At 33.0% G+C, this 12,795-nt stretch carries 9 protein-coding genes, 2 tRNA genes and 2 rRNA genes; 9 read left to right on the top strand and 4 right to left on the bottom strand.

Annotated features, from left to right (window positions below):
* Positions 1 to 8: 8 nt before the first annotated feature.
* From EXC44_RS03405 to EXC44_RS03415, 3 genes are read right to left on the bottom strand one after another with little or no spacing between them, the layout of a single operon-like run.
* Positions 9 to 638 carry a uracil-DNA glycosylase gene (locus EXC44_RS03405; protein WP_223213755.1) on the bottom strand — a complete coding sequence of 210 codons (630 nt, stop codon included), beginning with the start codon at positions 636 to 638 and terminating at the stop codon, positions 9 to 11.
* Complete coding sequence (gene pheS / locus EXC44_RS03410; protein ID WP_129621902.1) at positions 628 to 1,578, bottom strand: phenylalanine--tRNA ligase subunit alpha; 951 nt, start codon at positions 1,576 to 1,578, stop codon at positions 628 to 630. Before pheS ends, EXC44_RS03405 begins: the two co-directional genes overlap by 11 nt.
* Position 1,579: 1 nt before the next feature.
* Positions 1,580 to 2,815, bottom strand: a complete 1,236-nt coding sequence (locus EXC44_RS03415) for a replication-associated recombination protein A (RefSeq protein ID WP_129621837.1) — start codon at positions 2,813 to 2,815, stop codon at positions 1,580 to 1,582.
* A gap of 133 nt (positions 2,816 to 2,948) precedes the next feature.
* Between EXC44_RS03415 and EXC44_RS03420 the strand changes: the two genes are divergently transcribed.
* Together EXC44_RS03420 and EXC44_RS03425 are read left to right on the top strand one after the other, a co-directional pair.
* A complete protein-coding gene (locus EXC44_RS03420) occupies positions 2,949 to 4,268 on the top strand; it encodes a hypothetical protein (protein ID WP_129621838.1) in 1,320 nt (439 codons plus the stop codon).
* 116 nt (positions 4,269 to 4,384) lie between these two features.
* Complete coding sequence (locus EXC44_RS03425) at positions 4,385 to 4,675, top strand: HU family DNA-binding protein (RefSeq protein ID WP_099309505.1); 291 nt, start codon at positions 4,385 to 4,387, stop codon at positions 4,673 to 4,675.
* A 1-nt stretch (position 4,676) separates the two neighbouring features.
* Here EXC44_RS03425 and recU read toward each other — a convergent pair whose 3' ends face one another.
* Entirely contained in the window at positions 4,677 to 5,159 is a 483-nt protein-coding gene (gene recU / locus EXC44_RS03430) for a Holliday junction resolvase RecU (protein ID WP_099309504.1), read from the bottom strand.
* 89 nt (positions 5,160 to 5,248) lie between these two features.
* Between recU and tpiA the strand changes: the two genes are divergently transcribed.
* The 7 genes from tpiA (at position 5,249) to EXC44_RS04070 (ending at position 12,753) form a co-directional block, all read left to right on the top strand.
* Entirely contained in the window at positions 5,249 to 5,983 is a 735-nt protein-coding gene (gene tpiA, locus EXC44_RS03435; RefSeq protein WP_129621839.1) for a triose-phosphate isomerase, read from the top strand.
* Between the two features lie 77 nt (positions 5,984 to 6,060).
* Positions 6,061 to 6,145, top strand: a tRNA-Leu gene (locus tag EXC44_RS03440).
* A 49-nt stretch (positions 6,146 to 6,194) separates the two neighbouring features.
* A tRNA-His gene (locus EXC44_RS03445) sits at positions 6,195 to 6,270 on the top strand.
* Positions 6,271 to 6,439: 169 nt separating this feature from the next.
* A complete protein-coding gene (locus EXC44_RS03450) occupies positions 6,440 to 6,856 on the top strand; it encodes a PDDEXK nuclease domain-containing protein (protein ID WP_129621840.1) in 417 nt (138 codons plus the stop codon).
* Between the two features lie 178 nt (positions 6,857 to 7,034).
* Positions 7,035 to 8,543: ribosomal RNA gene (locus EXC44_RS03455) — 16S ribosomal RNA — on the top strand.
* A 290-nt stretch (positions 8,544 to 8,833) separates the two neighbouring features.
* Positions 8,834 to 11,722, top strand: a 23S ribosomal RNA gene (locus EXC44_RS03460).
* The 16S and 23S rRNA genes sit together here, the layout of an rRNA operon.
* Before the next feature lie 725 nt (positions 11,723 to 12,447).
* A complete protein-coding gene (locus tag EXC44_RS04070) occupies positions 12,448 to 12,753 on the top strand; it encodes a glucose PTS transporter subunit EIIB (protein WP_129621841.1) in 306 nt (101 codons plus the stop codon).
* Positions 12,754 to 12,795: the final 42 nt, after the last annotated feature.

Genomic DNA, 12,795 nt, shown 5'->3' on the forward strand with positions numbered 1-12,795 from the left:
TAATTGCTCTAAACGATCATTAATTTTTTTAAAGACATGTGAATCTTTAAAACTATGGGGTATCCTAAGGGTGAAGGATGTGATAATTTAAATAAATTTTTAGAATCAAAATTTACTAAATATAAGGCATTATCAACAACTTTATGAGCATAATTACCTAAAGCAAGAATAATCACATTTTTATTAATTCTTACTACTTCGTGTATTACAGCAGCTGCAAAATTTTGCCAACCGATATTTTTATGTGAATTAGGTTTATTTTCTAATACTGTTAAAGAAGCATTTAATAATAAAATATTTTGTTTAGCTCATGGAACTAAGGAATTAGCTTTAAAACTTGCATTTGGATAATCTTTCTTTATTTCTTTAAAAATGTTATTTAAAGAAGGTGGAGTTTTTAAATTATGTGTTGAAAAAGCTAAACCATCAGCAACCCCAAATTCACTATAGGGATCTTGACCTAAAATAATTAATTTTGTTTCGTGAACTTGAAAAAATTCAAAGGCACGAAACATTTCTGTTTGGTGCGGGAAAATTAATTTATTTTCTTTATTACCTTGGGCTAAATGATTTAAGATAATTTCAAAATATGGGTTTCTTCCTTCTGTTTGTAAAATTTTTAAAAAACTATCTTTCATGGTTGAATTGCTCCATAATTCTTAAATCATTTTTGTATAAATCTCTAATATCATTAAAGCCATATTTAATCATAGTGATTCGTTCAATTCCAAGACCAGCGGCAAATCCGTTAAAATCGTTTGTATAACCTGCTAGTTCCAAAACCTTAGGATGAAGCATCCCTGCTCCTAATATTTCGATTCAGCGGTTGTTATAGTAAATATCTACTTCAACACTTGGTTCAGTAAAAGGAAAATAACTTGGTCTTAATCTAAGATTTATTTCTTGTTCTAAAACATAAGATAATAAAGATTTTAAGGTTCAAATTAAGTTTGGAAAACTTAATTTACCAACTGCAACAAAATCTAGCTGGGTAAATTGGTGTGAATGCGTTGCATCATCTTCATCATTGCGGTATACTTTTCCAATTGAAAAAGTTCCTAATTCTTTATTTTTATTTTCTTCTAAAACTTTGGCACTTATTCCCGTGTTATGTGTTCTTAATAATGTTGTTGCATTAATATATAATGAATCATGCATTCCGCGTGCTGGATGATCATTTGGTATATTAAGTTTTTCAAAGTTATATAAATCAGAAACAATTTCAGTGTCAAATTGCTGGTAATAACCATGTTGGATAAATCAATCTTTTAGTCTTTCTTCAATTATTGTAATAGGATTTAATGAACCTGGTTTTAAATTAGGTATATTAATATCAACATATTCTGAATTAATTTTTTGGTTAATTTCTAATAATTTAATTTTTTGCTCAGCTTTGCCAAAAAAATCTTCATATTGCTTTTTTAAAATATTAATTTGTTTACCAAGTTCTTTTTTTTGCTCAATTGATGCTGTTTTGATTTGTTGTTGCAATTTAAAAATCTCACTCTCATTATTATATAAATTAGCTTTGAGTTTTTTTAAATCTTCAATATTATTAATTAGATCTAAATTAAGCATATTATTTATTTGTTTCCTTTCATTTGGTTTTCAAAATTTCCCAATATTTTTTAACGTCTTGCTCATACTTGTTTGCTCCAGGGATATAAAATATTTCATTGCGTAATTCTTTAGGTAAATACATTTGTGGGACTCAATTATTATCAAAATCATGTGGATATTTATAACCTATTCCATCACCTAGTTTATTAGCTGATGAATAATGTGCATCGCGCAAGTGTGCTGGAATGTGATAAATTTTACCTTGCCCTAAAATAATATTTTTAACTTTTTCTTTAGCTAAATATGTTGAATTACTCTTAGGAGAAAATGCTAAGTCACATATTGCTAAAGCAATAGGCAATTCTCCCTCAGGCATTCCAAGACGTTCAAAAGTTTGTATTGCTGCTAAAACCCTTGGACCAATTGCTAAGTTAGCTAATCCTATATCTTCATAAGCTAAAGCAAGCATTCTGCGAAATAAACCATCATAATCACCACTAGATAAAATTAAAAAACCATAATATAAAGCAGCATTAACATCACTGCCACGCACTGACTTATGAAAAGCTGATAAATTATTATAATGTTCTCAAGAATTTTGATCACTATAAAAATTAATATTTGGGATAATTGTTTTTAAATCTTTTTCAGTTATTTCGCTTAGGTCATTTTTTAGATGTCCAAGCATTTGCAAGTTATTAATACTAGAACGATAATCTCCTGAAGAATAATTAGCAAGTAATGACAATTTTTGATCTGAAATATTTAGATCAGGAAAGTATTCATCAACAATTTTCCTAAGCCCTAAAACAATTTGCTCAATTGATAGTTTATAAAATTGTAAGATTTGCACTCTGCTTCTAATTGCAGGAACAACCTTAAAATATGGATTTTCTGTTGTTGTGGCATAAATAATTATTTTGTCAAATTCTAAATAAGATAATAAGATTTCTTGTTTATCTTTATTTAAACGGTGAATTTCATCAATAATTAAAATTTCATTCTTTTGCAACAATTCAATTAATTCGTTTTTCGAACCAACTGAAGCATTGAAATATCCATAGTTAAGTTGCATTTGATTAGCTAAAGCAAAAGCAGTTGAAGTTTTGCCAATGCCACTTTCACCAAAAAATAATAAGCTAACTCTTATTTTTTGATTTGCAATTTTATTTAACAATTCTTTTAGATGATCTTGGCCAATAATTTCGCTTAAACTTTGAGGCCGTAAGTAATTTGCAAGATTTTTGTTAATCATTTTATTAATTATATTATATATATTTTTTTTGCTTGTATAATCTAACTAATTAGTTTAATTATTTTGCAAACAGGAAAAAACTTATATAATATTACTGCACAGTAATATAGTACAACAATAGAAAGAGACACATATGAAAAAAATTTATAAAAAAATTATCGCTCCTATTATTATAGGAATAATCCCTTTAATGATTATAACTTCTTGTTCCAAGCAACAAGACCCTAATAACCCTAATTTTGGAGAAAGAATTGATTATCGTAATAATGTTGGCAATAACACTCCAACTCCAACTCCAAGTAATCCAGATTCAACCTTAACTGCTGTTAATAATTATAAGCAAGCTCATGCTGAAATTTTAGCGAAAACTCAAGATTCTGTTGCTTTAGAAGATGAAACTAAAGTTAATGCCGCACTAGAGGCATATAATAATTTTGAACAAAATATTAAAGGTAATTTAGTTGATCAAAAAACTTTATTAGATCAATTAGTTACTAAAATAAATAAGTTAAAACAAAACAAAAATTCTAATGATAATAATCAAGTACAAAAAAAACCTATAAATGATGATTCTGGATCAAATAAGTCAAAAGAAACTAACCAAACAAAAGACTCAAACCCTAGTTTAAGTAATGCTGGAAGTTTTAAAGTAAATTCTGTAACTTTTGATTTTAATGATACTGATCATACTTCACTAGGTATTGTAGTTACTTTTAACAATGCACCTAGTGAAGCAGAAAAACAAGCTTTAAAATTACATATTAGTTACCCGAAAGATAAAGTTGATGAAGACTATGATGGGATTTTTAATGCTAATTTATGGCACACAAAATACAAAGATAATAAAGTAATTTTTGAACTTTATGATTTAGTTAAAAATTTTGATTATAGTATTTTAAAGTTAGAATATAATGGTACAACTATTAATTTACCATCTGAATCAATTACTTTTAAAGCTGGAGTTAAACCTGAAAATATTTATGCTCAAGGTATAGCTAAAGAAGATGTAACTTCTAATAATTCTGATGAGCATGAACATCATGATGGTGCTGGCCAAGGTCAAAATCATGACCAAGGAAATAATTCAAATAATAACTCAAGTAATGCACCAATACAAAATAATCTTAATTTAGAAAAAGTCGAGTTTGTTGCAGATGATTCTGATAAGTCAACTGTTAGTGGTAATTTAACTTTAACACTAAATACAAATATTATTAGTTTTAATGCTAGCAAATTAGAAATAAGATTTGATTTAAAAACATTTAGCTATGAAGACATCACATTTAAATTATCTAATAATATTTTAAGCGCTTATATTTATGATTTACCAAAAGATCAAACTATTACTATAACCTCATTAAAATATAATAATCAAGATATTACTTTAAATGAAACCAAGAAAACATTTCTAACTAATGCTCCGCAACAAACAGTAAATTCTGAAGTTGAATAATTTTATTAAATTAAATATTGTGTATAATAGTATACGTAAGCTAATTTTCTAATTATGTTTTTACAAAATTAGATTATAATAATTCATAGATATAAATAAATTATTTAGGAGACAAGATGACAAAAAAAGAATTTGTTGCACTAGTTGCAGAAAGAGTTGAAGAATCGTTAAATTTAACACCAAAGCAAGTTGATGCTCTTCTTGATGAAATGCTTTTTGTTCTTAAAGAACAATTATTAGCTGAAGATTCAGTTAGATTAGCTGATTTTGGAATTTTTTCAACTGTAGTAAAACCGCAACGTACAATTACTAATAGATTTACAAAAGAAGAACAAATTGTACCACGTAAAAGAGTGGTTAAATATAAACCATCTAAATACTTACGCGATTTAATCGATTTTAAATAATTTAGAAAATATTTAAAATGCCAGGAAACTCTAAATTTAATATTTTAGAGTTTCTTTTTATTTCTTGCATTTTAATACTCTTTTGTTTTTGCTCTAATAATTCACATAAATATTCAATATCAACTTTTAAAAATAAATCATGGTTACTGAAAAATAAGATCACAAAAGCTAATCCACCATGTAATTTAATAAGTTTTAAATAATTTAATTGATGTGGTTTTAAATTATTTAAATCAAAACGATCTTCATTACAACTTTTTGCTTCAAAACACACAAATCTTCCTTGGTACATGCCGATATAATCAACTGTAGATTTTTTACTAATTATCCCTTGATCTACGATAATTCTTTTATCTTTGCTTGCGATTTTTTTCAAAGAAATATCTAAATTTTTTTTATTAATAAAAGCATAATTATTTTCCCAATAATAATTAATTGTTTGGTTAATAATTTTTTCTAAAAACATGCCACGATTTTTTATCATATTATCCAAATAATATTTTGAATAAAAAAAACAAAATAATAACAATTTTGATAAAATAAGATCACTTAGATATTTAGAAGGAGGATTTAATGAACAAATTACTAATTATTGGTAATTGAAAAATGAATAAAACTTATTCACAAACCCTTGATTTTCTTAACAAGTTTGAAACCTTATATAAACAAAAGAAAGATTTTGTTGCAAATAATGTTACTTTTGCTATTGCTTCACCATTTGTTAATTTAAGTGCATTTAAACAAAATAAAGTTACAGCTCTAAATTTAGCGGCTCAAGATGTGTCTAAACATGAAAAAGGAGCTTATACTGGAGAAGTATCGGCTAACATGCTTCTTGATTTAAATGTTAAATATGTTATTTTAGGTCATTCAGAACGTCGAACTTACCATAATGAATGTAATAAAACTGTTTATGCAAAAGCTAAATTAGCCTTAGCACAAGGTTTAACACCTGTGATTTGTGTTGGTGAAACTTTAGAAGAATATGAACAAGGCTTAACTAAAGAAGTTGTTAGAAAACAAGTTGAAGGATCAGTAAATGATTTAGATCTTTCAAAAATTGTAGTTGCTTATGAACCGGTATGAGCAATTGGAACTGGTAAGGTTGCAACTGCCGCAATTGCCCAAGAGGTTTGTGAGTTTATTCACCAAATTACATCTAATGACTTAGTTGTGCAATATGGAGGAAGCGTTTCACCACAAAATATTATTGAACTTGCTGCTCAAAAAGATATCAATGGTTTTTTAGTTGGTGGAGCATCACTTGAACCAGAAAGTTTTCTACAACTTTTAACTTTAGGAAAATAATTTTTAACAAAATATCCGGCTAAAAAAGTTAGGATATTTTTTATTAATTATTTAAAATTATGTTATAATACTTGCATGCCCGAGTGGTGAAATTGGCAGACACGCTAGACTAAGGATCTAGTGGAGCAATCCGTGCAGGTTCAACTCCTGTCTTGGGCACCAAAATAATTTTGTAATATTTTTTAGTGTGCTATAATTTTATAGCAGTATGGCGGTTGTGGTGAAGTGGTTAACACAGCGGGTTGTGGTCCCGTCATGCGCGGGTTCGAATCCCGTCAACCGCCCCAATCTTTTTATTAATTAATATAACTAATAATAAATATAATAGTTATATTAATATTGATTTAAAAAGCAGTATTCTTGCTGCTTTTAATTTATTTATTTTAATTTGTTCCTTTTTCTTACTCTCTTAAAATATTTTTTAACTTTTTAATAGATTTGGAAAAGGGGTGATTAATGACTAAATTAAAACAAAGTAAAATAGATTTAGCTAATAAAACTGTAAATTATTTACAAAATTTAAATAAAGGCTATAACTTAGTTGAGACAAAAAAACCAATTGTCGTTGCTGGTTTAAATTTTTATTTAGATTTAGTTTTATTTCATGAGGTTTTAAATTCATATCTTTTAATTAATTTTAAATTTACCAGAATCAACAAAACAGATATAGGTAAAATGCAAATTTATCTTAACTCTTATAAAAATAAATTAGCAAATAATCAAGCAACCAACTTAATTGGAATAATAGTTTTATTAAATAAAAAAATAAACAAAAAAAATTTAAAAATTATAAATCTTGAATCTAATTTTGGCCTTAATATATATAATATAATAAAACCAGATTTATTCAATTTACTTGAAGAATTGCAATAAATTATTTGTAGATTAAAATAGTTATAATTTACAGCAAATCAAGTAAAAAGGTGTTAAGCAAAAAAATTAAAAAATATTTTGGTTTTTAATTTTTTTTGTATTATAATATTCTTGCGCTTTTTAAAAAGCAGCATGAAGTTCTTTGAAAACTAGATATACACAAAACATGACAGTCAATTTTTTCGAGAGTTTGATCCTGGCTCAGGATGAACGCTGGCTGTGTGCCTAATACATGCATGTCGAGCGAAGTTCTTTAGAACTTAGCGGCGAATGGGTGAGTAACACGTACTTAACATACCTCTTAGATTGGGATAACGGTGAGAAATTATCGCTAATACCGGATACTTATATAAGTCGCATGACTTATATATAAAAGAAGCCTTAAAGCTTCACTAAGAGATTGGGGTGCGGAACATTAGCTAGTTGGTAAGGTAATGGCTTACCAAGGCAATGATGTTTAGCGGGGTTGAGAGACTGATCCGCCACACTGGGACTGAGATACGGCCCAGACTCCTACGGGAGGCAGCAGTAGGGAATTTTCCACAATGGACGAAAGTCTGATGGAGCGACACAGCGTGCAGGATGACGGCCTTCGGGTTGTAAACTGCTGTTATAAGGGAAGAAAAAGCATTAGAGGAAATGCTAGTGCCTTGACGGTACCTTGTCAGAAAGCAACGGCTAACTATGTGCCAGCAGCCGCGGTAATACATAGGTTGCAAGCGTTATCCGGAATTATTGGGCGTAAAGCGTCTGTAGGTTGTATGTTAAGTCTGGCGTGAAAACTTGGGGCTCAACCCCAAATTGCGTTGGATACTGGCATGCTAGAATTGTGTAGAGGTTAGCGGAATTCCTAGTGAAGCGGTGAAATGCGTAGATATTAGGAAGAACACCAATTTGGCGAAGGCAGCTAACTGGGCACATATTGACACTGAGAGACGAAAGCGTGGGGAGCAAACAGGATTAGATACCCTGGTAGTCCACGCTGTAAACGATGATGATTAGCTGATAGAGAGGTCTATCGGCGCAGCTAACGCATTAAATCATCCGCCTGAGTAGTATGCTCGCAAGAGTGAAACTTAAAGGAATTGACGGGGATCCGCACAAGCGGTGGAGCATGTGGTTTAATTTGAAGATACGCGTAGAACCTTACCCACTCTTGACATCTTCTGCAAAGCTATAGAGATATAGCAGAGGTTAACAGAATGACAGATGGTGCATGGTTGTCGTCAGCTCGTGTCGTGAGATGTTCGGTTAAGTCCTGCAACGAGCGCAACCCTTGTCCTTAGTTAATTTTTTAGGGAGACTGCCCGAGTAATTGGGAGGAAGGTGGGGACGACGTCAAATCATCATGCCTCTTACGAGTGGGGCAACACACGTGCTACAATGGATAGTACAAAGAGAAGCAACATGGTGACATCAAGCAAATCTCAAAAAACTATTCTCAGTTCGGATTGTAGTCTGCAACTCGACTACATGAAGTCGGAATCGCTAGTAATCGTAGATCAGCTACGCTACGGTGAATACGTTCTCGGGTCTTGTACACACCGCCCGTCACACCATGGGAGCTGGTAATGCCCGAAGTCGGTTTTGTTAACTACGGAGACAACTGCCTAAGGCAGGGCCGGTGACTGGGGTGAAGTCGTAACAAGGTATCCCTACGAGAACGTGGGGATGGATTACCTCCTTTCTACGGAGTACATTAAGTTACAATTTGCTTTAGTAACAATTACCAATTATTACATAAGGTTATCATTTCTTATTTAATGTCATGGTTGAGATAACCCAACAAGTATATCTAGTTTTGAGAGAACTTCTCTCAATGTTCTTTGAAAACTGAATAGTAAAGATAAATTAATATAACAACGACATCAATAAAATAAATTAGTAAATTTGTTTTGTGATTACCGAGTAATTATTTTATAAATAATTTATTAAAATGTCTTTGAATACATCAACAACAATAGGTAAATATTGAACTTTTAAATAAGTAAGAGTGAGTGGTGGATGCCTTGGGTCTGGAAGTCGATGAAGGACGTGATTACCTGCGATAAGCCTCGTGGAGCTGGATATGAGCTACGATACGGGGATTTCCGAATGGGGAAACCTAGTTAGAGTAATGTCTAACTGCTTCAAGATGAATAAAATAGTCTTGAATGCGAGACACGTTGTGAACTGAAACATCTTAGTAGCAACAGGAAAAGAAAATAAATAATGATTCCATTAGTAGCGGCGAGCGAACTTGGAAGAGCCCAAACCACCTTCGGGTGGGGTTGTAGGACTATCTACATAAAGTCACAAATTTTTGTTATAGCAGAAATAGTTGGGAAACTATAGCATAGAGGGTGAGACTCCCGTATGCGAAATAACAAAAACTTTTGATAGTATCCTGAGTAGGGCGGGGCACGTGAAACCCTGTCTGAATCCGCCAGGACCATCTGGTAAGGCTAAATACTAATCAGACACCGATAGTGAACTAGTACCGTGAGGGAAAGGTGAAAAGAACCCCGGGAGGGGAGTGAAATAGAATCTGAAACCACTTACTTACAATTAGTCAGAGGCCGTTAATGGCTGATGGTGTACATCTTGCAGTATGGACCGGCGAGTTATGTTAACATGCGAGGTTAAGCAGAAAAAAGCGGAGCCGTAGAGAAATCGAGTCTTAATAGGGCGTTTAGTATGTTGATATATACCCGAAACCAGGTGATCTATTCATGAGCAGGCTGAAGCTTGGGTAATACCAAGTGGAGGGCCGAACCGTAGTACGCTGAAAAGTGCCCGGATGACTTGTGAATAGCGGAGAAATTCCAATCGAACTTGGAGATAGCTGGTTCTCCTCGAAATAGCTTTAGGGCTAGCGTGTGATGTTAAACTTTGGTGGTAGAGCACTGAATATGGAATGGCCGCGCCTAGCGGTACTGACTATAATCAAACTCCGAATACCATTGTGTATTATCATGCAGTCGGAACCGGGGTGCTAACGTCCCGGCTCGCGAGGGCAACAACCCAGATCGTCGGCTAAGGTCCCAAAATTATGTTAAGTCAGAAAGGTTGTGAGATTTCATAAACAACTAGGAGGTTGGCTTAGAAGCAGCCACCCTTTAAAGAGTGCGTAATAGCTCACTAGTCAAGAGATCTTGCGCCAATAATGTAACGGGAGTAAAACATAATACCGAAGCCACGGGTACAAAAGTACGTTAGAGGAGCGTTCTTAATGCGGAGAAGTCAGACCGTGAGGACTGGTGGAGCGTTAAGAAGTGAGAATGCCGGTATGAGTAACGATTCGTAGTGAGAATCTACGACGCCTATTGGGAAAGGTTTCCTGGGGAAGGTTCGTCCACCCAGGGTTAGTCAGGACCTAAGGAGAGGCTGAAAAGCGTATCTGATGGACAACAGGTTAATATTCCTGTACTACCTTGTTATAGTGATGGAGTAACGGAGAAGGATAACACTACCTATTAATGGATTTAGGGGTAAATAGTAACTGGTGAATATAGTTAAATGCGTATTCTAATACCGGGAGCTATGATGCATAGGTCTTAGGACTGAATTGTGTGATTTCATACTTCCAAGAAAAGCTTCTAAATGTTTAAATAACAGGGTACCTGTACCGAGAACGGACACACGTTCCCAAGATGAGTATTCTAAGGCGAGCGAGAAAACCAATGTTAAGGAACTCTGCAAATTAACCCCGTAAGTTCGCGAAAAGGGGTGCCAACTGTAACAAGTTGGCCACAGTAAATTGTGAGGGGCAACTGTTTATCAAAAACACAGCTCTCTGCTAAACCGCAAGGTGATGTATAGGGGGTGAAGCCTGCCCAGTGCCCGAAGGTTAAGTGGATGCGTTAGCTTTAGCGAAGCGTTGAAATGAAGCCCGGGTGAACGGCGGCCGTAACTATAACGGTCCTAAGGTAGCGAAATTCCTTGTCGGCTAAATACTGACCTGCACGAAAGGCGCAATGATCTCTCAACTGTCTCAACATTGGACTCGGTGAAATTATGGTCCCAGTGAAAACGCTGGGTACCCGCATCAAGACGAAAAGACCCCATGGAGCTTTACTACAACTTCGTATTGGAACTTGGCCTAACATGTGTAGGATAGGTGGGAGACAGTGAGATCAAGGCGCTAGCCTTGAAGGAGTCAACCTTGAAATACCACCCTTGGTATGTTGAGTTTCTAACCTGCCGCCGTTATCCGGCGGGGAGACAGTGCGTGGTGGGTAGTTTGACTGGGGCGGTCGCCTCCTAAAAGGTAACGGAGGCGTTCAAAGGTACACTCAATACGGTCAGAAACCGTATGTAGAGCGCAAAGGTAGAAGTGTGCTTGACTGCGAGACCTACAAGTCGAGCAGGTGCGAAAGCAGGACTTAGTGATCCGGCTGTACGTCATGGAACGGCAGTCGCTCAACGGATAAAAGTTACCCTGGGGATAACAGGCTTATCTTGCCCAAGAGATCACATCGACGGCAAGGTTTGGCACCTCGATGTCGGCTCATCGCATCCTGGAGCTGGAGTCGGTTCCAAGGGTTTGGCTGTTCGCCAATTAAAGCGGTACGCGAGCTGGGTTCAGAACGTCGTGAGACAGTTCGGTCCCTATCTGATGTGGGCGTTGGAATATTGATGAGAGCTGCTCTTAGTACGAGAGGACCGGAGTGGACGTACCGCTGGTGTTCCAGTTGTTCCGCCAGGAGCATAGCTGGGTAGCTAAGTACGGAAGGGATAACCGCTGAAAGCATCTAAGTGGGAAGCCTCCTCAAAGATAAGTATTCCCTTGAAATTCCTTGTAGACTACGAGGTTGATAGGATGGAAGTGTAAGTGTAGTAATACATTCAGCTGACCATTACTAATAAATTGATAGGTTTAAAAGTTAAATGTATTCAAGACATTTTAATAAATTAAAGTTTACTATTCAGTTTTGAAATAGCATAACTCCCAACGGGAGTTTTTTGTTTTTAATATAAAGGATTTTTGAAAATAAATTTAATTACCACTCCAATGGATTAAATAATAATATATTTAAACTTATAAATCATTTAATAATTTCCAAAAAATATAATAATAGTAAAATTACTTTAAAAAACGTAGATTTTAACAAAAAAATAATTTTTATTATAAATCACCTTTATTCTTTTTGAACAACTTTAAATGTAGCAGTTAAAGTATTTGAATCTTGAATTGATAATCTCCAAGTTATTGATATAAAATAACCATTAAATATAAATTCATACTAGCTATATCTAATAGATCTTTTGTTTCAAGTACAACATATTTTATTGTTGTAGATAAACTTACTTTGCTTTATGATAAAGAATTTGGCGTTATTAACGGAGATATCATAGGCTATACACTGGAATTAATTTTTACAAAACAAAAATCTTTCAATTAAGTTTAGTAAATTCAAACTTCCTTGAAAATTTTTTTTATATTAATTAATTTTAGATAATCAAATTCTATTAAATCTAAAGCTTATGTTATTTTTATTTAATATTATTAAATAATAGCGTAAAATTTAAAATGTTTAAACAAAGATTATTTTCATTTATATAATAAGACATGTTTTTGCATCTTGTCTAACTAAAATGAAAGGAATAATATGAAAAAATTTGATTGAAATAATGTTTCAAAAGAAGTTATTGATGCCTTAGGTGGCAAAGAAAATATTAAAGAATATTTTAACTGTGCTACAAGACCTAGAGTTTATGTTCATGATGATTCAAAAATTGATATGAAAAAACTATCTAAAGTTGCTCTTGCTAAAGGTGCTTCTAGAGAAGGTGATCAATTACAAGTTATTTATGGTCCAGAAACTGTAAATAAAGTAGTAGATAATTTAAGAAACTATTTATCAGATCAACCACAAATACAAGCAAGCAACCCAAAAACAAATTCTTTGAAATAAAGAATTATCATTTAAAAGCAACTTATTCTTATTATTAAGATG

Origin of the sequence: Mycoplasmopsis bovirhinis, from assembly GCF_900660515.1 — a bacterium.
GTDB classification, from domain to species: Bacteria; Bacillota_I; Bacilli_A; order Mycoplasmatales; family Metamycoplasmataceae; genus Mycoplasmopsis; species Mycoplasmopsis bovirhinis.